Raw genomic sequence first — 25,613 nt, forward strand, 5'->3', positions numbered from 1 at the left:
CGGCCGTCCCATAAACATTACGAACCGCTCTTCGGCAGGCCAGGCGGATTGGTCTGAGCCTTGTCAATCGCTTCCGATCCGAGATTCCAGGTATCGAGGATCTTCTTGTAGGCACCGCTGGCAATCAGATCGTTGACGACGCCGGTCAAGGGAGCGGCCAGGCCGCTGCCTTTGCGTGTGGTGACTGCGATCTCGGCGGTGATCGGCCAACCGCCGCTGACGGTACCCACAAGCTTTGTCTCGCCGTTGATGCCCGCCGCATAGGCTTGGGTGGCGTTGACGCTGAAGACGGCATCGGCCCTGCCGGACCGGACGGCAAGATCCTTGACCGCATCGTCGTCGTAATATTGCACTTCGATTGGCTTCAGGCCGGCAGCGACATTGCGGCGGTCCCATTCGAGCAGGATCTTTTCCTGGTTGGTACCGGCATCGGTAATGACTTTCAGGCCGGCAATATCCTTCGGCTCCTTGATCGATGCGATCGGGCTGTCGGCCTTGACATAGAAGCCGAGCTCATCCTTGCGGTAGGTCGAGAAATCGAACTTTTCCTTGCGCTCTTCCGTCACGGTCACGTTGGAGATCACCGCGTCGAACTTGCCGGATACCAGCCCCAGCGGCCAATCGGCCCAGGCGACGGAAACGAGATTGAGCTTTAGGCCGAGGCTGTCGGCAATCGCCTGCGCCAGGTCGACGTCATAACCGATGACCGTTTTGGAATCGGAGGCATAGTCGTGCAGCGGCAGATTGCCGCTGGAGCTGATGCCGACGGTGAAAACACCGTTCTCGACGAACTTGAAGTTCTTAATTTCTGCGATGCGCTTCTCGTTCTTTTCCACCCGCAGCCGGTTCGACTGTTCTGGGCTGAGATCGAATTTCTGCTGCGCCTGAGCGGAGCCGAAACCGATTGAGCTAATGGCGATGGCTCCCGCTATGAGAAGCCTTACTCTATCTGTGAATGCCATACCGCTTCTCCATTTCGTCTTGAGATTGTAACCGTTGTTATTCGACCGGAGCAGCCCGTCGCGGCCCGGCATTTCGCCAGCGCTATCAAGCGCTAGAGAACTTTGGCGAGGAATTCGCGGGTTCGCGGATGCTCAGCTTGCGTGAAGATCCGGGCCGGCGGACCGGCCTCCAGAATGCGGCCGCTTTCCATGAAGACGACGGTGTCGGCGACTTCGCGGGCAAATCCGATTTCATGGGTGACGATGACGAGCGTCGTTCCGGTGCGGGCCAATTCCTTGATCACGTCGAGCACCTCGCCGACGAGTTCTGGATCGAGCGCGGAAGTCGGCTCGTCGAAGAGCAGAACCTTGGGGCGGAGTGCCAGCGCCCGGGCGATCGCGACGCGCTGCTGCTGGCCGCCGGAGAGTTGACGAGGATAGGCATTGATCTTGTCGCTGAGACCGACGCGTGCCAGCAGCTCCTGCGCCAGTTGCACGGCTTCCTCGCGGCCAACGCCGCGAACCTCGATCGGCGCCTCTATGAGGTTTTCGAGCACGGTCAGATGCGGGAAGAGATTGAAGCTTTGGAAAACCATGCCGATATCGGCGCGGCGTTTGAGGATATCCTTCTCCTTGAGCTCATAGAGCGTGTCGCCCTTCCTGCTATAGCCGACGAAATCGCCGTCGATGGAGATGAAGCCGCCGTCAACACGCTCCAGATGATTGATTGACCGCAGCAGTGTCGACTTACCCGAACCGGAGGGCCCAAGAATGGCGGTCACGCTGCCGGCCGGCAGGTTGAGCTCGACGTCGTCAAGTACCTTCAGCGAGCCGAAGCTCTTCGAGATGCCGTGGATGCGCACCGTGCCGCCCGCCCGCAGAGCCGTCGCATCATGGAAATCAAGATTGCGCTCTTTATCAGTCGCGCCATCGAAAACCGGTAGCGGGCTGCGGAAGCGTTCGAAAAATGCCTGGAAAGGCAGCGGTGTCGGATTGCGAACGGCACCCTTGGAGAAATAGCGCTCGATATAGTGCTGGGCGACCGACAGCACGGTCATGATGATCAGATACCAGACGGTCGCAACCATCAGCAGCGGAATGACTTCGAGATTGCGACGGTAGATCACCTGGACGGTGTAGAACAGCTCCGGGAGCGCCAATACGTAGACGACGGACGTGCTTTTCGCCAATCCGATGAGCTCGTTGAAACCGGTCGGCAGGATGGAGCGCATGGCCTGCGGCAGCACGATACGAAAGGCCTGGCGGCGGCGCGGCAGACCGAGCGCGGCGGCTGCTTCCAGCTGCCCATGATCAACTGACAGAATGCCGCCGCGGACGATCTCGGCGAAGAAGGCCGACTGATTGAGCGTGAGGCCAAGGTAGGCAGCAGCGAAGGGCGTCAGCAACTGTACGGTCGGATAGTCGAACAAGACCGTGTTGGTGAACGGGACGCCGATTCTAATTGTTTGGTAGAGATAGCCGAGATTGTTCAATATCAGCAGCAGCACGATCATGGGAATCGAGCGCAGGAGCCAGATATAGCCCCAGGAAAGGCCCGAGAGCAGCGGCGACTTGGAGACCCGGGCGAGCGCGAGGGCCGTTCCGAGGATGGAGCCCGATATGGCGGCGAGCACTGTCAGGAGCAATGTCCTGCCAAGGCCGACGAGCACCGGCTCGGCGAAGAACCATTCGGCGAAGACGTTCCAACCCCAGCGCGGATTGGTGAAGGTGGAATAAAGCACGGCCACGATAACGACGGCCGCGAATATCGTGCCTGCCCGCCGCTCGGGATGGCGCGCCGGAACGATGCGGTAACGGGAATAGTCCTGCCGGGGTTCTGCCGTTCTGGTGGCGGGCTCAATACCCGCGAAATCCGTCGTCAGTGCCATTCTTGCTTCCCTTTTATGATTATCGTCTTGTCGCTTTCAGAGATGTGCGCCGGCCACGTGCAGGCGCGATTCGGCCGCCTCGGTTGCGAAGACCGGCGGAACGAGATGGGTGATGTCCTTTTCGAAGGGCAGGCTCTTGTAGATTTCGGGATCGGCCGCCGTGTCGAAGAGAGCGGTGTAGCCATAGTTCAGATAGAGGCCGACGGCCTCCGGCTGGCGGAAACCGGTCGTCAGATAGATCCGGGTATATCCCTGGCGGGCCGCCTGAGTTTCCAGCTCCACCAACACTTTGCGGGCAAGGCCTTGGCGGCGCAGGTCCGAGCGTGTCCAGATGCGTTTGAACTCGGCGGTGCGATCATCGTAATGCTTGAAGGCGCCGCCGCCGATGGTCTGGCCAGTGCGGATCAGCAGAAGAAAATTGCCGAGAGGCGGCGCGAAAGCTTCTGGGGGATAGCGGTTCAATTCGGCTGCAGCGCCTTCGGCATTGAAATAGGTGCCGTAGCGGCTGTCATATTCGTGGATCAGCTCATCGATCAACGGCTTGGCACGGGGATCGAGAGGGGTCGTATAGAGAAACGTATCGCTCATATCGTCACCCATCGTCTTCAGTGAGGAATGTTTCCGCGAGCCGGACCCAGTAGCGGGCGGCCGGCGCGATGATCGCGTCGTTGAAATCGTAATGGGCGCTGTGGAGAGGCGCGCTGTCGCCGTTGCCGACGAAGAGATAGCTGCCTGGATTGGCCTGCAGCATGAAGGCGAAATCCTCGCTTGCGGTCCGCGGCCGGAAATCTTTCTCGATCGCTGCAAGACCGAGCGCATCATAGGCGACATCCCGGGCAAAGGCGGTTTCCTTGAGGTGATTGACCAGCGCCGGAAAACCGAGGCGGTAGTTCACATCCGCCGATGCGCCGAAGCTTTCGGCCTGTGCACGGGCGAGGGCTGGAATACGCTCCTGCAGCAGCTGGCGAACCGTCTCGCTGAAGGCCCGCATGGTGAGCTTCATCTCCACGCTCTCGGGGATGACATTCGAGGCCGAACCGGCATGGATCGAGCCGACGGTGGCGACCGCCATGTCCTGCGGATCGACATTGCGCGAGACGACGCTTTGCAGCGCGGTGATGAAGGAGGCGGAAGCCAGCACCGGATCGACGGCGCGGTGCGGCTCGGCTCCGTGGCCGCCCTTGCCGACGATTTTGATCACCGCCTGATCGACTGAGGCCATGGCCGGGCCGGTGACGAAACCGAACTGCCCCGTCGGCACACCCGGCCAGTTGTGCAAACCGAAGACCGCATCGACGGGAAACCGTTCGAACAGCCCTTCCGAGATCATCTTGCGGGCACCGGCGCCGATTTCCTCGGCGGGCTGGAAGATCAGCCTCAACGTGCCGCTGAAATTGCCGCTCTCGGCGAGATAGCGGGCAGCCGCCAGCAGGATGGAAGTATGACCGTCATGGCCGCAGGCATGCATGACGCCGGGATTGCTGCTGGCATAGGCAAGTCCGGTCGCCTCCTCGACCGGCAGTGCGTCCATGTCGGCGCGAATGCCGATCCGTTTCCGGCCTTCGCCGCGTCTGAGGGTGGCGACGATGCCGGTGCCGGCAATGCCGGTCGCCACCTCATAGCCCCAGGAGGAAAGGCGGGATGCCACGAGCTTGCTGGTCCTGAGCTCCTGAAAGGCAAGCTCGGGATATTGATGCAGGTCGCGGCGAAGCGCTATGATCTCGTTGAGAAAGGCGGCGATGCCCTTCTCGACCGGATCGTTGCTGGGTGAGTTCTGAGCGATAGTGTCCATGGCGTTCACCGGCGCCTCAGGCGCCGATAGCCCTCCCCTGCTCAACGTGATCAGCGCCGGTCGCATACCGGCTTTCCCGGAAGGGCAGGCCCAGGTGGTCGCGCAGAGTCTCGCCCTTCAGGACCGGATCGAAATAGCCGCGCTCCGTCAGGATCGGCAGGACGTGCGCGGCGAAGTCGTCAAAGCCTTCGGCGATGACGGGGAAGCCAAGGATGAAGCCGTCGGCGGCCCCGTGATCCACCCAGCGGATGATCTCGTCGGCGATATGCTCGGCGGTGCCGATAAAGGCAGTGCGCGGGGTGGCGGAATCGAGCGCGACCTGGCGGAGCGTCAGCCCTTTCTCGCGCGCCGTTCTTTTGATGCGGTCGGTGGTGGCGCGGAAATTGTTCCTGCCGATATCACCGAGCTCAGGGAACGGCTCATCGAGCGGGTAGACACTGAAATCGTGATGATCGAAAAACCTGCCGAGATAGAGGAGCGCCTCCTCGATCGTGACGAGATCGCGGATCGCCTGATACTTGGCCTCCGCCTCCCCGGCTGTTCTGCCGACGATAGGGCCGATGCCGGGATAGACGCCGACTTCCGCGCCGGGCCGTCCATGCGCGATGACGCTATCCTTGAGCTGACGATAAAAGCCTCGCGCCTCCTCGAACGGCCCGCCATTGGTGAAGACGGCGTCGGCATGCTTGCCGGCAAGCCTGATGCCGGAATCCGAAGCCCCCGCCTGGAAGACGACGGGCTGGCCCTGTTTTGAACGGCCGATATTGAGCGGGCCTTCGATGCGGAAGAAACGGCCCTTGTGGTTAAGGCAATGCATTTTCGCCTTGTCGACAAAGACGCCGGTCTCGCGATCGCGTACAAAAGCGTCATCCTCCCAGGAATCCCAGAGACCCTTGATCGCATCGATGTAATCCTCGGCGATCTCGTAGCGCAGCTCGTGCTCCGGATGTTCACGGCTGTAATTTCTGCCTGAACCCTCTAGCGGCGAGGTCACCGCATTCCACCCTGCCCTGCCGCCGCTGATGAGATCGATCGAGGCAAACTGGCGGGCAATAGTGAAGGGGTCGCTGTAAGAAGTCGAGACCGTGCCGACGAGGCCGATCTTGGAAGTGGAGGCCGCCAGCGCCGAGAGAATGGCGATCGGCTCGAACCGGTTGAGGAAATGCGGGATCGACTGCTCGTTGATATAGAGCCCGTCGGCGACGAAGGCGAAAGCGATGCCGGCCGCCTCCGCCTTGCGCGCCGTCCTCACGAAGAAATCGAAATTGACGCTGGCATCGGCCGGACCGCTGGGATGTTTCCAGGCATTCATATGGCCGCCGGGACCCTGCAGCATGATGCCGAACGTGACGTGTTTCTGAACCATGGATCAATCTCCTTGAAAAACGGTCAGGCGACGAGTGAAAGCCGCTCGGCGGCGAGCAGCTCGATGGAGGCAAGGCGGTCAGCGGTCGAAAGCGCCGGCGTGTCGAGCACGAATTCATTGACGCCGTAGCGGCGATGGAGCTCGTCCAGTTCGTTGCGGATCTGCTTTGCCGTGCCGTGCAGCACACTCGGCACCTTCTCCTCGATGCGGTAATCGGTGAGGCCGGCCTGCCGGGCAAATTCCGCCGCCTGCTCTTCGCTGCCGACATTGACGGTCTGGCCGTCCGGCAGGAACAGCTTGACGATCCTGAGCTTACCGACACGCTCGCGAGCATATTCCTCGCTTTCGGCAGCGAAGGCCGCGAGCGCCAGGATGGGACGCTTGCCGCCCGATGCCCGCTCATAGGCCTCGAAGGTCCTGCGCAGATTGTCGGAGTCGCCGTTCAGATGGCCGGCAAAGACCAGTTCCCAGCCTTTCTCGGCAGCGAGCTCGGCGCTCTCGACGCTGGCGCCGAGCAGGAAACGCTCCGGAGCCGTCGGCGGGAAAGGAGTCGCCTGCGCACCTTGGTGACTGGGGTCGGCGGCGAGATAGGTGTTGAGATCGGAAAGCTGGCTTGCGAAATCTGGCTTCCTGGCCGGATCGACGGCAAGCTGCAGGGCGCGCGTTGCGAGCGGAAAACCGCCCGGCGCCTTACCGACGCCGAGATCGACGCGGCCGGGCGCAAGCGATGCCAAAAGATTGAAGGTCTCGGCAACCTTATAGGCGCTGTAGTGCTGCAGCATGACGCCGCCGGAACCGATGCGGATCCTCGAGGTCCTGGCGAGAAGGTAGGCGATCAGCGCCTCCGGCGCCGAACTCGCCAGATTGGACATGCCGTGATGTTCGGCGACCCAGAAACGGTGATAACCAAGTTCCTCGGCCCGGGCGGCAATCTTGACCGTCGCCCGCAGCGCATCCGCTGCAGTGAGGCCCTGCTCGATCGGGCTTTTGTCAAGAAGGCTGAGGAGGTAGGTCATGGCGCCATAATCCGCTCAGAGGTTGCAATAATTACTCTATAAAATCAGTAGACAAACGTCATTATAAGAAATGACATTCTCTTTCGCGGACATTGAGAGAAAAAAGCAGCCGCAGCTGAGACGGAAGGATGTCGACCAATATGAAGAAACGCAGGAGACGCTGGCGCTGCTGAAGGTGCTGGCGCTCACCAATCGACAGGTCGAGGAAGGCAGGCTGCGTCCTCAATCGGAATCCTTCGCGCGCATCCGCAAACGCCTGGCCGACAACCAGTCCTGATGCATTACCGTGTTCTTCTTGCCTAGGACGCGGAACGCGACGTCGAGTATCTCTATCGTTTCATTGCCGCCCGCGACGGCGCCGAGACGGCAGAGCGCATCCTGACGGAGATCGAACGCGCCTGCGCCGACTTCCACAAATTCCGGCCCGCGGAAATATTCGGAAGGAACTGGCCAGTATCGGTATCTCCGAATACCGCGAACTGCACCACAAGCCTGGCGTATGATTTCCCGTATCATCGGCACCGACGTCGTCGTCTACTGCGTGGCGGACGGACGTCGCGACTTGCATGCCTTCCGGGAACGAAGGCTTATCCGCTAACATCCTGCATACCCCCTCTCCGGTTTCGGCATCGTCGCCGGCGATCATCCGAGCATGGATGACCCAGACGAGCGGAAAACCTATCCCGCCTTTCGGCCGGCCGGCGCATTTGCCCGCAGGAGCGCCATCAACATCGGGCCGATTGCGAATTCCCCCTTTTCGCTTCGCCGCGTCAGGTCGCGAAGATAGCCGCCGGCTGAATTGATATGGCCGCCCCGCTCCAGGATGCATGCCATCACCGTCGCGGCATTTTCCGGTCCCATTGCGTTTGCAGCCTCCTCGTAGGCTGACGGACTGACGCCGAGCATCGATCGCACCGTCACAGCCGCGGTCATCAAATCACGCCAGTTGCGGACGTCGCCATTCGGCCCGTAGGCAAGGATTTCAGGGCAGGCCTGCAGAACCAAGCCTAGCGGAAAGGATTTCAATCCGGCGGCGGCGTCTCGGCGGTCGGGTTGTCCACCCTGCTGTCCGGGCCGATTGTCCGAACGGATCGCCTCGCTTCTCTCCTCTTCCAGCGTCCCGTGGCCTCGCCCGCTGTCTTGCTTCGGCGTCGCGCCCTGCTTCGTTTCGAAGCTTGGTTCAAGTTCAGATAGGGATTCGGAGTGTGAATTCTGTATGTGACGCTCGATATAACCGGCATTGCCGCGCTGTTTTGTCAATTTAACTCTAATTTCCAGCCGGTTAAGGATATCCCCCCTGAGCGCCGTCAATGCGTCCAGCAATTGTTCGAGCTGTGCCGTCGTCGGCGAGCGGGGCAGCCCCTCGACCAGGTCTCGAAAGTCCTGGTACAGGCCCTGCCAATCCCCCTCAACGTCTTCATCGGCAGCCGCTTCGATCAGCTTGGCGATATCACGGCGGCAAAGCGTGATGCGTTCGCGCAGACGCTGAACATGCAGCCGCTCGGCCATGACCTCGGCGGCCAGTTGCTCGATCTCTTCGGCGCGGGCCAGCAGCGGCGCCAGCGAGAAGCCGAAAGCATCGTTTACCTCCCCTGCCCTATCCCGGCGGACATAACGCTTGCCGTTGGGACTATCCTTGCGCAGCAGAAGGCCCGCCTCGACGAGTGCTGCAAGATGGCGCCGCACGGTCTGCTCGGCCATGCCGTGCGTTCTGAGCGAAAGCTGGACATTCGACGGGAATACGATCAACCCGTTTCCCTGGGTCAGCTCGTTCTTTGGATAAAAGCTTAAGAGCGCATTGAGCACGGCGAGTGCGCGGTCGCTGATGCCAAGCAGCGGCTTTGCTTCGCACAGCGCACGAAACAGCTTCCACTTGTCGACCGATTGGTCAGGCCTGATTTCACCTGCCATCACCTGGCTTGCGAGCATGCCAAGCGTCATCGACCGCCGCCCGAAGGGCGTCGTTATACTTCCGGTTTCCATCTCTTCCACCTCAAAGAGGCAAAAGAAATCCGCTCGCCAAAACGACGCCAAAAACTCTTGACAGCGATTCTCGGAAGTGCGATTCTCGGAGGTGTTCAAGACTACGAGGAAAGCTTCCGTGACGGTGACGTTCGGGGGCTTTTTTCTTTTGCGCGTTATCTCCTATCCGAATTGTCAGCTGACAATCGGTCTAACTGCCTCATTTTACCTCATTTACCTCTTCGAACTCGGCGGCGAGGCCGACCAACCGCTGAGCCAGGAATTCTGAAAACTCCGCCGATTTGACGGTGATGCGAAAGGTTTTCCCGGAGCGGGTCACCGAAGCAAGTTGCCTGCCGCCTTGAGTGCGAAGCGTCTGCTCGGCTCGCTGCGGTGCGCTCTTTTCCTCGAGCGCCTTCCAGATTGCGTCGAAGCGGCTATTGCTGTCCAGAGTCTGGAACGCTGCCGCACCAACTGCGGCCCGCGCCTTCTTCTGCCCGCCAGCCTCCCTGAATTTCTCCGCAAAAGCCAACCAGCGCGGCCGTCCGACCTTGGGCGCCGGTCCGATGGCGAGAATGATCTCGGGATCGATCGTCTGCGCCACCTGCAGCAGCCTCGACGTTTCCGGCTTGTCCGTCGCCAGCGCCTGGGCAATCATGTCGCGGCTGAAGCCGTGTTCATCCATGCGCCGCGCAAACAGCGCCCGTTCGATGAAGCTTAGGTCGACGCGCGGGCCGTTTTCCTGACCCTGTGCGAGGATCAGTTCTTCGTCCGTCAGCTTGCGCACCACAGCCTTGATGGGAACCCCGATCTCCGCAGCCGCACGCAGACGCCTGTGACCATAGGCTGCCTGGTAATGCCCGGCCGTTACCGGATCCGGCCTCACCAGGATCGGAACCTGCTGTCCGCTTTCCTGGATCGATTGCTTCAACCGCTCGAATTCGGGGTCCATATCGACCGGGATGCGGTCGCGAATAAAGGACATCTCGACGGCAGCCGGATCGATCTCCAGCACTTTGTCGCCGGAGGCAAGCGATTCGCGCAGCGCCTTGGCGGCCGCCGCTTCCTCGCCTAGCCGCCCAAGCGACAGGTTCATCGCCTTGACTGCTCCCGATGGGCGATGCGGCGGCGGCGCGCCCGGCGCCTCCGGCCGTGCCGACTCCACGGCGCCGACCATGCTCTTCAGGATATCGCGACCTTTTGGGCTCATGTCCTGCTCCACGCACTGCGAATGAGTTGCTCGACCTCGGCATTGACGCTGTCGACGGATTCGACGCCGCGATCATAGGTCTGGCGATGCATCGTCTCGCGCCCCGCCTCGTAGATCGTCTGCTTGGACAGGCCCGCATCCGAAACCGCGGTGGACTTGACCATCATCGAGGTCAGCACGCGCTCGCCGAACAGGCTGCGCAGGAAGGCGACGATCTGTGCCTGCGGGCCGTCATTGGCCTCGTAGCGGGTGACGAGATAACGCATCCAGTCGTAATCAAGATTGCCGCCGGCCTCTTTGACCACGGATAGAAGGTCGGAGGTCATCGTCAGGAACTGGTTCATCGAGGCCACGTCGAGCATCTGCGGATGAACGGTAATGAGCACAGCGGTCGCGGCGCAGAGAGCAGACAGCGTCAGGAAACCGAGGGTAGGCGGGCAATCGATGATGACGACGTCATAGTTCTCTTCTAGCGAATGCAGTGCATTGCCGACCCGCATGAAGAACATGTCCTTGTCATCGCGGTTGGTATCGGCCAGCGCCTTTGGAGTATCGTGTTCGAACTCGTGCAGTTCGAGATTGCCGGGGATGAGGTCGAGACCGGGGAAATACGTCTGGCGGACAATGTCGGCGACGTCGCGGCGTGTCTCGTCATACTTGATGGCGCCGTAAAGCGTCTCATTTTCGCCGACATCGAATTCCGGCTGATAGCCGAGCATCGCCGACATCGATGCCTGCGGGTCGAGATCGACGGCAAGGACGCGATAGCCGCGGAGCGCCAGGAACTGCGCCAGATGGATGGATGTCGTCGTCTTGCCGGAACCGCCCTTGAAATTGGTGACGGCGATCACCTGGAGATGGTCGCCTGGCCGGCGCATCGGCAGATAGGAAGGCTTGGTGCGTCCGAGATGCTGGCGCATCGCATGAATTTCTTCGAGCGAGAACACCCGGCGGCCGGCGGCCGTCTTTTCGGGATTGATGCTTTCCACCTGGGCGGCGAGGTGGCGAACATAGCTGTCGGTGACGCCAAGCAGCTTGGCGGTCTCGGTGCTGCTGAACCGCCGCAGCGATTTGCGCGCATCGGGCGAAAACAACCGCTCGAACAGCACCTGCAACTGGCTGCTGAGCATCGTCGAGTCCTGCGCTATGGTCTCGTCGATCGAGACCTGACTCGCTCTCTTGGCTTTCTCGACAATCGCGGCCTTGGTCGGCATTCACGCAAATCCTGATAAATCGGGTAATTTTGCGCAAATGAGCGTGAGTCTGGTGATTCCGTCAAGCGATTTCTTGGTTAGCCAATCAATAACGAACCGGATTCGACGAAAAAATCACGTGGAATTCCGGAATCTTAGCGAAATTGTCAGCTGACAATGGCGCCGGACCGGCTCCGCCGAAGCCGGCCGAACCGCCAAACCTCGTTGCCGACTCATCGCGGGCTGGCTCCGTCGCTCGGCACGGCACGGCACGGCACGGTGCGGCCCGGCTGAGGATTTCTCACTTATAGACAGACGAGCGGTACAGGCTTTCGGCGTCCAGCCCGCGAACGGGTTCATTGCCGGAGGACTTGTCATTTGCGTCTTGGGCTTCGGGATCGCGGCGTGACGGGGCAAGGCCGAGCATTTGTTCGAGACGACCGGCATTGAGCGGAGCGCTTATTCCCTTGAAGTTCATCTTTCATCTTTCGTCTGCGTATGGGCTTGCGAGGAGCCGCAGAGATAAGCGCAATTTCAACCTGCAGAGAACCGCCCGCCGGCGTTATCACCATCTTTTGGATTCAAGGCAGAAAGGGGAGGGGAGAAGGAGCCTGCAATACCGGGAAGGATTGCCCGACAAAACAAAAGCTCCTGCTAGGCGAATCAGGCGCCGATCGATACGCTCGGCGGCAATAGACAGGCTGAATGCCATTCTCCCAGCCCAACCCATCTGGATATCCTGCGACGAACGAGCTTTCCCTAGCGGAACTTATGGCAGCTTCACTTCCGTGTGCCAAATTCCTCTTTATTTAGCGACTATTTACCATAAGCATCTGTTGCCACGACTGCGCCAGCCATGGAGCGCAGAAAGAATGTTCAGCCGCTATCGCGCCTTCATTCCCTCGCGATTGGTAAAATGAGCATTGCCCAAGCCCGTGCCGATGGTCAGCACCGCCCATCGCGACACGTCGGTCATGAAGGGGATCTGTGACAGTCCCTGCACGACAGCGTCGTTGTGCATCATCACGAAGGTGCTGTCGTCCCCGATTTCAGGAATGGCCTTCATCAGCGCGGCAGGCAGGTTGAAGCTGTCGCTCTCCCAGTTCCCCCCCGGCAGGTTCTGCCCGCCGCGTTCTATGGAGCCATCGGCTTTGATGATCCCCGGACATGCGATGCCAATAATCGGCGCCGGCTTCAGACTGGCCTTTTCGGCTTTGCCGATCAGTTCCTGCAACATAGCAGTCAAGCGCTCGATAGTTGCGGTGCGACTTGGCTCGTCATCGGCATGACGCCAGATCGTTGATTCCCAAACGCTCGCATCCGCGAAGTTCGGCACGTCGTCCTTTCCGAATTTCACGACGCCAGCGCGAACGTTGGTGCCTCCGATATCGACGGCCAGGATCGCCTCGTGACCCTTGAACATCCAGCGGGGCATAAGGTGGACCGAGCCAATCAGCCCGGCCTCATCAGGGTGATGAACGATCGGCACGATCTCGACGTCGATGCCGGCGGCCTTCAGAATAACCATGGTTCTGGCGATCGTCAGCTCGCCAAAGCGGCTATGCCGGAAGCCACCGCCGACGACGATGCGCTCCGTCTTCACCCAGCGCTTGTCCTTCAGAAATTTTCCGATCACATCGGCAAAATCCTGAGCGAAGTCCTCCACCGCCCCCATGACCAATGCCGCTGCCTCCATATCGTCGCCCTTCAGAAGGGCATCGATCTTTTTCTTGGAAAGCTTCGTCGTCGCGGTCTTGCCTATCGGGTCGTCTCCGACCTTGCGGATGCGCTTTCTCCAATCGTCGAGCTTCTGCTGAAAGGTCTTCTTGTTGGCGTTGTCGCCAATGAACCCGTTCTTGTCACGCAGTTCGTTGTTGTAATCGTCGACCGTGACCAGCGGCAAAACAGTGGCTCCGTGTGCCAAAAGAGCATTAACCTCATCACCGTGCTTGGAACTGCTTTTGGCCATCAGGGTACCTTTTTGCGGCGTGAGTGCTTGAACAAGCGGCCAGACAAAACGCAAGCCGGCCCCGGATGTTCCGGAGCCTGGCAAGTCACCTTGCCCTCGTCGACCAGCGACCTAGCTTCAATAAGTGCAGAGGTTTGGAGAACGCCGTGCAAGACGACGCCGCTACCCAGGAAATGCTTTCAATGGTGCTTGAGGAACCGGATCGCTGGGCGATGTTCCTTGACATAGACGGAACGCTCCTCAATCTCGCACCGACGCCGGATGCGATCGAGGTCCCCGAGGCTCTCCCGGGACAACTTCACCGTCTGTCGAACAAGCTCGGCGGCGCCTTGGCGCTGGTCACCGGGCGCTCGCTCGCCTATGCAGACGCGCTGTTCAAACCGTTTGCATTTCCGACAGCAGGCCTGCACGGCGCCGAAATCAGGAGCGCCGCCGGGATGCACACGCTTGAAGCGACACCCGAGTTCCAGGCGCTGAAACATGCACTGACCACCGAGGCCGAGCATTATCCGGGGGTTCTGATCGAGGATAAGGGCGCAGCCGTTGCCGCTCATTACCGGCTGGCGCCGGAATATGAAAAAGTGCTCGAAGAGCGCATGCGCCATTATGCTGAACTTGCGGGACCGAATTGGGCGCTGCAGCTCGGTAAGATGGTGTTCGAGCTCCGACCGGCACGCTCGAGCAAGGGCGATGCGCTGGAGCGGTTTTTCCAGTCAGATCCTTTCAAGAACCGCTGCCCCATCACCATCGGCGATGATTTGACCGACGAATCGATGTTTGCGATCGCCAATGCCCGCGGCGGGGTTTCTGTGCGCGTCGGGGCCATCGGGGCCCCGAGTTGCGCCACAAGTCGGCTGTCTTCAGCTGCGCTGGTCAGGAATGTCATTGCCGCCCTGGCCGCCTGAGTTAAATTTCGGACGATCTTAAAGACCGATTGTTGTCGTCTTTGCGCCGCCTGCGGAGCATCAATCATCAAAAAAGTATCGGTTTCGGCGGGGAATCGTGGTGGCGGGTATGAAGCAAGCCCGATACACTCGGTTTAATAATAAAGCCAAAAGGGAATTTGGCGGGCGGACGGAGGAGGAAACGATGGAACCTGACTTGGAAGTCGTTCAGATCAGACCGGGCGAATCCTTCGCAACGAAGGCCCATGGTTATCCCTATCATACCGTCCGATGGCATTTTCATCCGGAATACGAACTGCATCTCGTCGTGGCAACGACCGGACGCTATTTCGTCGGCGATTTCATCGGGGAGTTCGAACCCGGAAACCTGGTGCTGGCCGGCCCCAACCTGCCTCATAACTGGATAAGCGACGTCCCGAAGGGATCGAGCATTCCGCTTCGATGCCAGCTCATCCAGTTCAGCGAGAATTTTATAAGCGACACGGTGAAGGTGCTGCCCGAGCTCGGTCCCTTCGAGCCGGTCCTCGAAGCGTCCCGCCGGGGTGTGCTCTTCGGCACTGAGACCAGCCGGCAGGTGGCGCCTCTGATGAACGAGGTGCAACAGGCGCAGGGCGTACGCCGCATCGAGCTCTTCATGATGATCGTCGGGCTGCTCGCCCGGGCGCAGGACGCCCAGCTTCTCGCAAGCCCCAGCTATCTGCCCGATCCCTCGGGCTATATGTCAGCCGGCATCAACAAGGCGCTCGCCTATATCAGGGAACATCTGACGAAATCCTTCGATGAAACCGATCTCGCTGGAATAGCCGGGCAGTCCACAGGCGCCTTCTCACGCGCCTTTCGCCGCCATACCGGCATGTCGCTCGTGCAATATGTGAAACGCCTGCGCATCAATCTCGCCTGCCAGATCCTGATGAGCGACGACCATGCGTCGATCACCGACATCTGCTTCGAGGTCGGCTTCAACAATCTGTCCAACTTCAACCGCCAGTTTCTCGCGGAAAAAGGCATGACACCGTCCCGCTTCCGGCGATTGTTGGGTGACAATATCAATGTGGCGAAGGCGGCATGAGGTCCGCTGGAGACGGCAATAGGGAGGATAAGGAGGAGGAACGAAAACTGACGCAGGCTTGAACGTGAGCGCGCGAGGAGCGGCTCGCGAGAGGAGACGCTTGTCCTCAGAAACAGCAAACAGCTGGGACAGGCACAGCCACTCATTCAGCCGAACGGCACAGCCGAACACTGCAATCACGGACTACACGATTTTTTCCAATGGGAGGAGATGGAAATGATGAAATTTTCGACAAGAGCGGCAGGCGCCGCGGCACTTATGCTGTCCTTGCTCGGTGGGACTTCCGCCTTTGCACAAAGCGCCGTTACCGATGCGACGGTCGCGTTCCTCATGCCCGACCAGGGTTCAACCCGCTACGAAGAGCACGATCACCCCGGCTTCGTGGCGGAAATGAAAAAGCTCTGCGCATCATGCAAGGTCATCTATCAGAACGCCGATGCCGATATCTCCAAACAGCAGCAGCAGTTCAATTCGGCCATCACCCAGGGCGCCAAGGTCATCGTGCTGGATCCGGTGGATTCGGCGGCGGCGGCCTCTCTCGTTCAGCTTGCCCAGAGCCAGGGCGTCAAGGTCATCGCCTATGACCGGCCGATTCCGACCGGCAAGGCCGATTTTTATGTCTCCTTCGACAACAAGGCGATCGGCAAGGCGATCGCGGAATCACTCGTCCAGCATTTGAAAGCGAAGAACGTGCCGACAGAGGGCGGTGGCATCCTGCAGATCAACGGTTCACCGACCGATGCGGCTGCCGGGCTGATCAAAGACGGCATTCACGAGGGACTGGCAAGTGGCGGATACAAGACGCTTGCGGAATTCGACACGCCGAACTGGCAGCCGGCGAATGCCCAGCAATGGGCCGCCGGACAGATCACCCGCTTCGGCAAGCAGATCGTCGGCGTCGTCGCCGCCAATGACGGCACCGGCGGCGGCGCCATCGCCGCCTTCAAGGCGGCCGGCGTCGATCCCGTGCCGCCGGTGACCGGCAATGATGCGACGATCGCCGCGCTGCAGCTCATCATATCAGGGGATCAGTACAACACGATCTCCAAGCCGAGCGAAATCGTCGCCGCTGCCGCTGCCGATGTCGCGGTCAAGCTCCTGGCGGGAGAAAAGGTCAAGGCCGAAATGACGCTCTACGATACGCCGGCACAGCTCTTCGTCCCGGCCGTCGTCACCGCCGAAAACCTCAAGGCCGAGATCATCGACAAGAAGATCAACACCGCCGAGGAACTGTGCACCGGCCGCTACGCCGAGGGCTGCAAGAAGCTCGGCATCAAGTAACTCGTAAAGGAGGCGCGGCCGGCCGCCGGCCGCGCTTCCGGTTTTCGCATTTCGGAAGGGCCAGGCGATGTCTGAAACCTCTCACATTTTTGACTCGCGCCAGCCCGTCCTCAGCCTGCGCGGAGTTTCGAAGAATTTCGGAGCGGTGTCGGCACTGACCGACATCGAACTCGACGTGCATGCCGGCGAGGTCGTGGCGCTCGTGGGCGACAATGGCGCCGGCAAATCGACGTTGGTCAAGATCCTGGCCGGCGTGCACCAGCCGAGCTCGGGCACCGTCCTGTTCGAGGGAAAGCCGGTGCATCTGTCGAGCCCAAGTGCAGCTCTCGACCTCGGCATCGCGACCGTGTTCCAGGATCTGGCGCTTTGCGAAAATCTCGACGTCGTCGCCAATATTTTCCTCGGCAAGGAGCTCAACCCTTTCCAGCTCGACGAGGTCGCTATGGAGATTCGCGCCTGGAAGCTCTTAAACGAGCTTTCGGCCCGAATCCCAAGCGTGCGCGAGCCCGTCGCTTCGCTCTCCGGCGGGCAGCGCCAGACCGTGGCGATCGCCCGGTCGCTGCTGTTGGAGCCGAAACTGATCATGCTCGACGAACCCACAGCAGCGCTTGGCGTCGCCCAGACCGCCGAAGTGCTGGACCTGATCGAGCGCGTGCGTGAACGCGGCCTCGCCGTCATCATGATCAGCCACAATATGGAGGATGTGCGTGCCGTCGCCGACCGCATCGTCGTCCTTCGGCTCGGGCGCAACAACGGCACCTTCATGCCCGATGCTTCCAACGAGGCGCTCGTCAGCGCGATTACCGGCGCATCCAACAATTCCGTCTCTCGCCGCGCCATGCGCCGCCGGGCGCAAGGCCAGCAAAACGAGGAGGGCAGGCCGTGATGAAGACGATCCCGAACGAACCGACTGCACCTCAGCTCCTCGACCGACGTGACGAAAGGGTGCGCCATGACGACAGCCTCGCCGGCTCGATCCGCGCCTTCTGGGATCGCATCCGCTCCGGCGACCTCGGCTCGCTGCCCGTCATCGTCGGCCTGGCGATCATCTGGACGGTGTTCCAGGCGCTCAATCCGGTGTTTCTCTCCAGCGCAAATCTCGTCAACATGCTGTTCGACTGCTCGACGGTCGGCGTCATCTCGCTCGGTATCGTCTGCATTCTGATGGTGGGTGAGATCGATCTTTCCGTCGGCTCGGTCAGCGGCTTCGCCTCGGCGCTGGTCGGCGTTTTCTGGGTCAATCAAGGCTGGCCGGTGGTGCTCGCAGTCCTCGCCGCGATGATCGTCGGCGCCCTGATAGGCTCGCTCTACGCCTTCCTGTTCAACCGTTTCGGCATGCCGAGCTTCGTCTCCACCCTGTCGGGCCTGCTCGCGGTTCTCGGCCTGCAGCTTTATATCCTCGGAGCGACCGGTTCGATCAATCTCCCCTACGGTTCCTGGCTCGTCAATTTCGGGCAGATCATGGTCATGCCGGACCCGGTCGCCTATCTGCTGGTGGCGATTGCCGGCATTGCCTTCTTCCTCGCGAGCTACCGCACATCGGCGCGCCGGCGGGCAGCCGGCCTGTCGTCGAAATCGACTGGCGGACTGTTGCTGCGCGCCGTCGTCATCACCGTCGCCCTGGAAGCGGTTGCTTTCTATCTCAACCAGTCCCGCGGCATCCCCTGGATGTTCGGCCTCTTCGTCGGGCTCGTTGCCGCCATGAACTATGCGCTGACGCGCACCAAATGGGGACGCTCCATGCAAGCCGTCGGCGGCAACAGAGAGGCCGCCCGCCGCTCGGGCATCAATGTGTCGCGCATCTATGCGAGCGCCTTCGTCACTTGTGCCCTGCTTGCGGCGACCGGCGGCGTGCTTTCGGCAGCGCGGCTGGCGACCGCAAGCCAGCAGGCCGGCACCGGCGACGTTAATCTCAACGCCATCGCCGCGGCAGTGATCGGCGGCACGAGCCTGTTCGGCGGGCGCGGCAGCGCTTATTCAGCCCTTCTCGGCATCATCGTCATCCAGTCGATCGCCAGCGGGCTGACGCTTCTCGATCTGTCATCGTCGCTTCGGTACATGATCACCGGCGCCGTCCTTGCCGTCGCCGTCGTCGTCGACTCGCTGGCCCGCCGATCCCGCATCTCGCACGGCCGGGCCTAAAGCACTCAGGAAACAGAGGATGAAAATGGGACAGGAACTGTCTGGAAAGGTCGCGGCCGTCACCGGAGCCGCATCGGGTATCGGCCTGGAATGCGCCAAGGCCTTGCTTGCCGCCGGCGCCCGAGTGGTGCTGGTTGACCGGAACGAAGACGCATTGAAGGAAATCTGCTCGGCGCTCGGGACCGATGCCATTCCCTTGGTCATCGATCTCACGGATCCGAAAAGCGTAGCGCGGATGATGCCTGGGATCTTGGCGAAGACAGGCCAGCTGGATATTTTCCACGCCAATGCCGGCTCCTACATCGGCGGCGAGGTGCTGACCGGAGACCCCGACGCCTGGGACCGGATGCTCAATCTGAACGTCAACGCTGCCTTCCGCTCGGTGCATGCCGTCCTACCGCACATGGTCGAGCGCAAGACCGGAGACATCATCCTGACGAGTTCCGTTGCCGGCATGGTCCCCGTCGTCTGGGAGCCGATCTACACGGCCTCGAAACATGCGGTCCAGGCCTTCGTCCACACACTGAGGCGCCAGGTCGCCAAGCACGGCTTACGCGTCGGCGCTATCGCCCCGGGACCTGTCGTCACCGCACTTCTCAGCGACTGGCCGCAGGAGAAGCTGGACGAGGCGCTCGCCGCGGGCGGCCTGATGGAGGCGAAGGAAGTGGCCGATGCGGTGCTCTTCATGCTGACGCGCCCGCGCAACATCACGATCCGCGATCTCGTCATCCTGCCGCAAAGCACGGATATCTGACGAGGGTGCGCCGGCCTTTCGCAATCATAGAAGGAAACGGACATGATCTTCGATAGGTTTCGCCTGGATGGACAGATGGCGCTGGTGACCGGCGGCACGCGCGGCATCGGGCTTGCGATCGCCGAGGCGCTCGGCGAGGCCGGCGCCATAGTCCTCATCGCGGGAAGGTCACGCAATGCGGCGGCGGCGGACCGGCTCGCCAAGGCCGGTGTCGAATACGATTTCATCGCCGTCGACCTGACGAAAGACGATGCCGCCGACGCGCTCGTTACCGAGACGCTCTCACGGACAGGCCGGCTCGACATCCTCGTCAACAATGCCGGCATTGCCATTCATGGCGACAGCGGCGAATTCTCCGATGCCGTCTGGCGCGAGATCATGACCGTCAACGTCGACGCCGTCTTCCGCGCCTGCCGCGCCGCACTCGCTCCCATGCGGCGCCAGGGCGGCGGCGTCATCCTCAATATCGGCTCGATCTCGGGCATCGTTTCCAACATTCCGCAGAACCAGGTCGCCTACAACACCTCGAAGGCGGCGGTCCATATGATGACGAAAAGCCTGGCAAGCGAAGTCGCCGCCGAGAACATCCGCATCAACGCCATCGCTCCCGGCTATATCGAGACCGATCTGTCACGCGGCGGCATCGACAATCCCGACTGGTTCCCGACCTGGCGCAGCATGACCCCGATGGGGCGCGTCGGACAGCCGGAAGAGGTGGCTGGCGCCGCCTTGTTCCTCTGCTCGGCGGCGGCAAGTTATGTCACCGGCGAAGTGCTTGTCATCGATGGCGGTTATACAACGCGATAAAAGTCGACGGGGGCCGCGGGGAGGGGCCTCTGCGTTTATGCTGAGCCGCCTTGCCCTGCCAGTCTTTCCGCGGCGAGCTTATGCAGAGAACCTCGGCCTGACAGGCGTCTCAGGCGCGGGGCAGCCCTGCCGGTCTCAGATGCTTGCGGAGCGCGGCGATCCTGAAGATGGCGTTGGCAGCGCCGTAACCGCGATAACCGCGCCGCTCGACGATCTCGAAAAACAGCCCCTCGCCATAGGTCGGGCTGTAGAGCTGGAAATATTCGCCGGCCTCGTCGCGGTCATAGAGGATGTTGTTGGCCTTGAGGCGATCGGCGAATTCGGCCTCGAGGCCGAAGCGGGCTTCGAGATCGTCGTAATAGTTCGGCGAGATCGCCAGGGAAACGAACCCGTTGGCCGCAAGCGCAGCGGCGGTCGCGAAGATGTCGTCGGTCCTGAAGGCGAGATGCTGGATGCCGGAGCCGAAAGTCTCGGCGATGAAGCGGCCGGCGAGCGTGTTGCGGTTTTCCGCGCCGTTCATGGTGATGCGCAGCGAGCCTTCTTTGTTCTCGACCACCTGGCTTCGGACGATGCCGGAGGGATCGACGATATCGACCATCGGCGTCTTCTCGGCCTCGATGAGCGAGGTGTAAAACAACAGCCAGGTTAAAAGCTCCTCGTATTTCATCGTCTGCGCCATGTGATCAATCGATTGCAGCCCGGTCGGCTGCAGCGGTGTGTCGTCGTCGATCGCATCGAATTCGATCTCCCAGATGCGGGCAAGCTCGCTCTGGCGGTCGAGGAAATAGAGAACACCGCCGCCAACGCCGCGCACGGCCGGCATCTCGATCTCGCCGGCATCGGGCGCTTGTTCGAAGCGCTCGGCCCCGAGGGCGACGGCGCGCTGCAGCGCCGCCTTGGCATCGTCGACCATCAGGCCGGCGGCATAGGCCGAGGTGCCGTGCACGGCATAGGAGGCGCTGGCAAAGCCTTTCTGTTCCGTGTTGACCACGAGATTGATCGCGCCCTGGCGAAACACCGTTACCTGCTTGCTCTTGTGCCTGGCCGCCTTACGGAAGCCGAGGCTTGAAAACAGCGCCTCGAGTGCCGCCGCCTCGTCCTCATCGGCGCTGAACTCGATGAAGGCGATGCCTTCGACCTTGGCGCGCGGCGGCATCACCGGCACCGGCAGCGCGCTCTCTGGCTGCTGGCGCTTGACCTGATCGCCGAGATAGATCAGCGAGCGGCGGCCATCCACCGCGATCGCGTTGGCAGATCCGCCGCGGAACTGGTCGTTGAAGATCTCCAGCGACAGATAGCCGTCATAACCGGTCGCAGCGACCGCCTTCATGAAGTCGAGCACCGGCAGATCACCTTCGCCGGGCATATTGCGGAAGTGCCGGCTCCAGTAGAGCAGATCCATGTCGATCAGCGGTGCGTCGGCAAGTTGGATGATGAAGATCTTCTCCTTGGGGATCGAGCGGATGGAGTTGACGTCGATCTTCCGCGACAGCGTATGAAAGCTGTCGAGGATCAAGCCGATATTCGGATGATCGGCCCGCCGGACGATCTCCCAGGCGTCGCGGTGATCGCGGATGTGGCGGCCCCAGGCCAGTGCCTCGTAGCCGACGCGCAGACCGCGCCTGGCGGCGCGCTCGCCGAGTTCGTGAAAATCGGCCGCCGCCCGGTCGAGGCCGCCAAGCGCAGCCGGCGAAACGTTCGAACAGACCAGCACCAGGTCGGTGCCCATCTCCTGCATGAGGTCGAACTTGCGTTCGGCCCGGTCGAAGGTGCGGCTGCGCAGCGGCTCCGGCATGCCTTCGAAATCGCGAAACGGCTGAAAAAGCGTGATCTCCATGCCGAGATCGCGCACCATCCGCCCGACCTCCTTCGGGCTCTCGTCGAAGATCAGGAAATCATTCTCGAAGATCTCCACCCCATCGAAGCCGGCCTTGGCGATCGCCTCCAGCTTGTCGCTGAGGTCGCCGCTCAGCGAAACGGTCGCTATCGATGTCTTCATCGCAGGGTCCCTTCCGATCGCGTTAAGTCGTCATCGTCTTGAAATGCGCGAGCATGCGGCCAGCTTCAGGTTCCCTGCCGGTGATCAGGCGAAAGGCTCCGACGGCCTGGAAGACCGCCATGCCGCCGCCGTCGAGCGTCCGGCAGCCGCGCTGCCTCGACTGCCGCAAGAGTTCGGTCTCAAGGGGAAAGTAGACGATCTCGGCGATCCAATGGCGCCTCTCCAGGAGCTCCGGCGGAAGCGGTGTGCCGGGATATTTGGCCATGCCCGTCGGCGTCGCATGGATCAGACCCGATGCGTCTTTCATTGCTGCTTCCAGGTCACCTCCGGCGGCGACCAACGCACCAGGAAAGAGTGCGGACATCGTTTGCGCCAGATCGGCGGCGCGATTTTGTTCGCGATCGAAGACCGTCAGCCTCTGAAGGCCGAGCGTCAGGATGGCATAGGCGGTCGCAACACCCGCTCCGCCGGCGCCAATCTGCACAGCGGAAGAAAGGTCTGCCTGCGGCAGCCCGCGGCGAAAACTCTCGGCAAAGCCCCACCAGTCGGTGTTGTGGCCAAAGCGCCGGCCGTCCTTCAGGACGACGGTGTTGACGGCGCCGAGCGCCCGGGCCTCCGGCGACAGCTCGTCGAGCAGGGGTATGACGAGCTGCTTGCAGGGATGAGTGATGTTGAGACCGGCAAGTCCACGCGCTTCGGCATCGCCGATCAAATGCGGAAGATCGGCCGGCGACACATTCAATTTGGCGAGATCGATCAGCTCATAATCGTAGTCCAGCCCCTGCGCCGCACCTTCTTCCATATGCATGGCAGGCGTCAGCGAGGCCTGGATGCCGGAGCCGATCAGCCCGGCCTTCAACGGTTTCAGGAGTGTCTCGGCCATGCGCCAGTTCCTGTCTTGCTCGTGATGGGAAAGGCCCGCGGCGTCGCTCGCGGGCCCGATCTGCTTACTTGCCGCGAACCGTGTCGAGCTCCTTGAAGAGCTGCGTCACGGTCTCTGCTCCGATCTGAGCCGCAAACTTGTCCACCAGCGGCTTGACGGCGTCGCGCAGCTTCTGCGTCTCTTCGGGGCTGAGTTCGGCGACTTCCATGCCGGTCTTCTTGATTTCCTCGATCGCCTTGGCATCGAACTCCCTGGAAACCTGGCGCTGATAGTCGCGGGCTTCCGTCGCGGCCGATTGGAAGACTGTCTTCTCCTCATCATTCAGGCCGTCCCAGAACTTCTTGCTGATCAGCACGATCTGCGGATTGTACTGGTGACGGGTGACCGTCATGTACTTCTGCACTTCGAAGAATTTCGCATTGATGATGTTGGCAGCCGGGTTCTCCTGGCCGTCGACGGTGCCGGTCTCGAGCGCGGTATAGAGCTCGGTGTAGGGGAGGGGCACCGCGTTGGCGCCGAGACTGTTGAAGAGTTCGATCGGGATCGGCGACTGGATCGTGCGGATCTTCAAGCCCTTGATATCCTCGAGCTTGGTGACGGGATGACGATTGTTGGTGAGGTTGCGGAAACCGAGCTCCCAATAGGCGAGGCCGACGAGACCTGTATCCGGCAGGAGCTTCATCAGGCTCGTGCCGAACGCGCCGTCCATCACCTTGTCGGCCTCTTCGCCGCTGTTGAAGAGGAAGGGCAGGTCGACGGCGCCGAATTGCTTGACATTGCTTGCGAGAATGCCGGCGTTGAGCACGGTCATCTCGATGACACCGCCCTGCAGGGCCGACACCGTCTGCACGTCGCCGCCGAGCACGCCGCCCGGAAACAGCTTGACCTCAATCTTGCCGCCGCTCTTTTCCTTCACCAGCTCGGCGAACTTCTCCATGCCCATGACTTGGGGATGGCCCTTATTATTGGCGGCGGCGAATTTGAGGCTGTGTTCGCGGATCTCGGCCACAGCGGGGCCGCTTGCCAAGAGAGCAATGGGCAGAGCCAGTCCCAGCGCCAGTTTCGTCAATCTATTCAGCATGTTTTCCTCCCAGGATAGAGCCGGCATCTCCCTCCGGCCGCGTTGAAATTGCATCGCCGTCACTGGCGACATCAGTGTCCGAACCAGGCGACCGGTGCGGTCACCAGCTGCGGGAAAAGGACGAGCAGAAACAGAACGACCAGCTCGGCGATCATGAAGGGGATCACGCCCTTCATCAGTTCTTCCATCGACAGCTTCGAAACCCCGCAAATGACGTTGAGCACCGTGCCGACCGGCGGCGTGATCAGCCCGATCGAATTGTTGATGATGAACAGCACGCCGAAATAGACCGGGTCGATCCCCGCCTGCTTGATGATCGGCATCAGCACCGGTGTCATCACCAGGATTGTCGGCGTCATGTCCATGGCAGTGCCGACGACGACGATGAGCACCATGATGGCAAGCAGCAGCAGCGTCTGATTGGTCATCAGCGGCTCGACGAGGCCGGCGAGTTCGCCGGGCACATTGGCGACGGTGATCAGCCAGGCGGAAACGGCAGCGCAGGCCACCAGGAACATCACCACCGAGGTGATCTTCGCGGCCGCGACGAAAACCTCGAACAGCCGTGACGGTGGCAGCTCACGATAGACGACCATCGACACGAAGAGCGAATAGACCGCCGCGACGACGCCGGCTTCGGTCGGCGTGAACACGCCGAATTTCAGGCCGACGATGATGATGACGGGAAGCATCAGCGCCCAGATGCTCTCGACAAAAGCCTTCATCCTGATCGCGCCGCTTTGTTTCGGCGGCAGGGCGAACTGTTCCTTGCGCGCCACGATCAACCAGGTGATGCAAAGGGCGGCGCCGATCATCAGGCCGGGGAAGATGCCGGCCAGAAACAGCTTGGTGATCGAGACCCCGCCGATGACGCCGTAGAGAATGAAGCCGATCGACGGCGGGATGATCGGGCCGATGATCGAGGCCGAGGCGAGCAGGCCGCCGGCCCGGGCCGGATCATGGCCAGACTTCAGCATCATCGGAAAGAGCAGGGCGCCGAGTGCGGCGGCATCGGCGACGGCCGAGCCCGAAAGGCTGGATAGCACGCAGGCCGCGAAGATCGCCACGAAGCCGAGGCCGCCCCTGATATGGCCGACCAGGGCCATGGCAAGATTGACGATACGACGCGAAAGGCCGCCGGTATTCATCACCTCGCCCGCGAGCAGGAAAAAGGGCACGGCCATCAGCGGAAAGCTGTCGGCGCCGTTCAGCACATTCTGGGCTACGATCTGCGCATCGAACATGCCGAGATACATCATCAGCGCCACACCTGTGATGATGAGGGCAAATGCGATCGGCACGCCGAGCGCCATCGGACCGAGAAGAGCGCCGAGGAAGATGGTGACGGTCATGA

22 protein-coding genes and 2 pseudogenes are annotated in these 25,613 nt (G+C 61.3%); 9 read left to right on the plus strand and 15 right to left on the minus strand.

The genetic code is table 11. The features are described 5' to 3' along the window. Positions 1-17 precede the first annotated feature (17 nt). From GGI60_RS20850 to GGI60_RS20875, 6 genes are all read right to left on the minus strand, one after another. Complete coding sequence (locus tag GGI60_RS20850) at positions 18-962, minus strand: ABC transporter substrate-binding protein (protein WP_183918486.1); 945 nt, start codon at positions 960-962, stop codon at positions 18-20. A gap of 92 nt (positions 963-1,054) precedes the next feature. Beyond that, positions 1,055-2,830 carry an amino acid ABC transporter permease/ATP-binding protein gene (locus GGI60_RS32505; RefSeq protein ID WP_183918485.1) on the minus strand — a complete coding sequence of 592 codons (1,776 nt, stop codon included), beginning with the start codon at positions 2,828-2,830 and terminating at the stop codon, positions 1,055-1,057. Positions 2,831-2,866: 36 nt separating this feature from the next. Beyond that, positions 2,867-3,418 carry a GNAT family N-acetyltransferase gene (locus tag GGI60_RS20860; protein ID WP_183918484.1) on the minus strand — a complete coding sequence of 184 codons (552 nt, stop codon included), beginning with the start codon at positions 3,416-3,418 and terminating at the stop codon, positions 2,867-2,869. Between the two features lie 4 nt (positions 3,419-3,422). Continuing rightward, on the minus strand, positions 3,423-4,622 hold the full coding sequence (locus GGI60_RS20865; protein WP_183918483.1) for a M20 aminoacylase family protein: 1,200 nt from the start codon (positions 4,620-4,622) through the stop codon (positions 3,423-3,425). A 16-nt stretch (positions 4,623-4,638) separates the two neighbouring features. Beyond that, on the minus strand, positions 4,639-5,988 hold the full coding sequence (locus GGI60_RS20870; RefSeq protein WP_183918482.1) for an LLM class flavin-dependent oxidoreductase: 1,350 nt from the start codon (positions 5,986-5,988) through the stop codon (positions 4,639-4,641). 23 nt (positions 5,989-6,011) lie between these two features. Beyond that, complete coding sequence (locus tag GGI60_RS20875) at positions 6,012-7,004, minus strand: LLM class flavin-dependent oxidoreductase (protein ID WP_183918481.1); 993 nt, start codon at positions 7,002-7,004, stop codon at positions 6,012-6,014. Between the two features lie 124 nt (positions 7,005-7,128). Here GGI60_RS20875 and GGI60_RS20880 point away from each other — a divergent pair. Beyond that, positions 7,129-7,281: pseudogene (locus GGI60_RS20880) on the plus strand (prevent-host-death protein); the annotation flags it as partial. Next, positions 7,281-7,602, plus strand: a pseudogene (locus GGI60_RS32115) (type II toxin-antitoxin system RelE/ParE family toxin). The pseudogenes GGI60_RS20880 and GGI60_RS32115, both read left to right, overlap by 1 nt. A gap of 80 nt (positions 7,603-7,682) precedes the next feature. Here the strand turns inward: GGI60_RS32115 and repC are convergent. The 5 genes from repC to GGI60_RS20905 form a co-directional block, all read right to left on the minus strand. After that, positions 7,683-8,987 (minus strand): plasmid replication protein RepC, encoded by a 1,305-nt coding sequence (gene repC, locus GGI60_RS20885; protein WP_183918480.1) that lies wholly within the window; start codon positions 8,985-8,987, stop codon positions 7,683-7,685. Between the two features lie 199 nt (positions 8,988-9,186). After that, positions 9,187-10,176, minus strand: a complete 990-nt coding sequence (gene repB, locus GGI60_RS20890) for a plasmid partitioning protein RepB (RefSeq protein WP_183918479.1) — start codon at positions 10,174-10,176, stop codon at positions 9,187-9,189. Next, positions 10,173-11,390: a plasmid partitioning protein RepA gene (gene repA, locus GGI60_RS20895; protein ID WP_183918478.1), complete on the minus strand. Its 1,218-nt coding sequence runs from the start codon at positions 11,388-11,390 to the stop codon at positions 10,173-10,175. The genes repB and repA overlap by 4 nt, the downstream gene beginning before the upstream one ends. 280 nt (positions 11,391-11,670) lie before the next feature. Next, on the minus strand, positions 11,671-11,847 hold the full coding sequence (locus GGI60_RS20900; protein WP_183918477.1) for a hypothetical protein: 177 nt from the start codon (positions 11,845-11,847) through the stop codon (positions 11,671-11,673). A gap of 405 nt (positions 11,848-12,252) precedes the next feature. After that, positions 12,253-13,338: an ROK family protein gene (locus GGI60_RS20905; protein WP_183918568.1), complete on the minus strand. Its 1,086-nt coding sequence runs from the start codon at positions 13,336-13,338 to the stop codon at positions 12,253-12,255. A 173-nt stretch (positions 13,339-13,511) separates the two neighbouring features. Here GGI60_RS20905 and otsB point away from each other — a divergent pair, with 173 nt between their 5' ends. The 7 genes from otsB to GGI60_RS20940 all read left to right on the plus strand — a co-directional run bounded on the left by otsB (position 13,512) and on the right by GGI60_RS20940 (position 20,296). After that, entirely contained in the window at positions 13,512-14,243 is a 732-nt protein-coding gene (gene otsB, locus GGI60_RS20910; RefSeq protein ID WP_183918567.1) for a trehalose-phosphatase, read from the plus strand. A gap of 184 nt (positions 14,244-14,427) precedes the next feature. Next, positions 14,428-15,312, plus strand: coding sequence for an AraC family transcriptional regulator (locus GGI60_RS20915; RefSeq protein WP_183918476.1), 885 nt, complete (start codon positions 14,428-14,430; stop codon positions 15,310-15,312). Between the two features lie 210 nt (positions 15,313-15,522). Further along, positions 15,523-16,593 (plus strand): sugar ABC transporter substrate-binding protein, encoded by a 1,071-nt coding sequence (locus tag GGI60_RS20920; RefSeq protein WP_183918475.1) that lies wholly within the window; start codon positions 15,523-15,525, stop codon positions 16,591-16,593. Between the two features lie 67 nt (positions 16,594-16,660). Further along, positions 16,661-17,479 carry an ATP-binding cassette domain-containing protein gene (locus tag GGI60_RS20925; RefSeq protein ID WP_183918474.1) on the plus strand — a complete coding sequence of 273 codons (819 nt, stop codon included), beginning with the start codon at positions 16,661-16,663 and terminating at the stop codon, positions 17,477-17,479. Further along, positions 17,479-18,735 (plus strand): sugar ABC transporter permease, encoded by a 1,257-nt coding sequence (locus tag GGI60_RS20930; RefSeq protein ID WP_183918566.1) that lies wholly within the window; start codon positions 17,479-17,481, stop codon positions 18,733-18,735. The genes GGI60_RS20925 and GGI60_RS20930 overlap by 1 nt, the downstream gene beginning before the upstream one ends. Before the next feature lie 25 nt (positions 18,736-18,760). Then, positions 18,761-19,489, plus strand: coding sequence for an SDR family oxidoreductase (locus GGI60_RS20935; protein ID WP_183918565.1), 729 nt, complete (start codon positions 18,761-18,763; stop codon positions 19,487-19,489). A 42-nt stretch (positions 19,490-19,531) separates the two neighbouring features. Beyond that, complete coding sequence (locus GGI60_RS20940) at positions 19,532-20,296, plus strand: SDR family NAD(P)-dependent oxidoreductase (protein WP_183918473.1); 765 nt, start codon at positions 19,532-19,534, stop codon at positions 20,294-20,296. Positions 20,297-20,405: 109 nt separating this feature from the next. On the opposite strand, the gene GGI60_RS20945 is transcribed toward GGI60_RS20940, so the two are convergent. The 4 genes from GGI60_RS20945 to GGI60_RS20960 all read right to left on the minus strand — a co-directional run bounded on the left by GGI60_RS20945 (position 20,406) and on the right by GGI60_RS20960 (position 25,611). After that, positions 20,406-22,295: a bifunctional sugar phosphate isomerase/epimerase/4-hydroxyphenylpyruvate dioxygenase family protein gene (locus tag GGI60_RS20945; RefSeq protein WP_183918472.1), complete on the minus strand. Its 1,890-nt coding sequence runs from the start codon at positions 22,293-22,295 to the stop codon at positions 20,406-20,408. Positions 22,296-22,317: 22 nt separating this feature from the next. After that, the gene (locus GGI60_RS20950) at positions 22,318-23,178 is read right to left on the minus strand and encodes a shikimate dehydrogenase (RefSeq protein ID WP_183918471.1); all 861 of its coding nucleotides are present in this window, start codon (positions 23,176-23,178) and stop codon (positions 22,318-22,320) included. Between the two features lie 64 nt (positions 23,179-23,242). After that, positions 23,243-24,259 carry a TRAP transporter substrate-binding protein gene (locus GGI60_RS20955; protein ID WP_183918470.1) on the minus strand — a complete coding sequence of 339 codons (1,017 nt, stop codon included), beginning with the start codon at positions 24,257-24,259 and terminating at the stop codon, positions 23,243-23,245. Between the two features lie 71 nt (positions 24,260-24,330). Continuing rightward, positions 24,331-25,611 carry a TRAP transporter large permease subunit gene (locus tag GGI60_RS20960; RefSeq protein WP_183918469.1) on the minus strand — a complete coding sequence of 427 codons (1,281 nt, stop codon included), beginning with the start codon at positions 25,609-25,611 and terminating at the stop codon, positions 24,331-24,333. Positions 25,612-25,613: the final 2 nt, after the last annotated feature.

It is taken from the genome of Rhizobium lentis (assembly GCF_014200175.1).
GTDB classification, from domain to species: domain Bacteria; phylum Pseudomonadota; class Alphaproteobacteria; order Rhizobiales; family Rhizobiaceae; genus Rhizobium; species Rhizobium mulingense.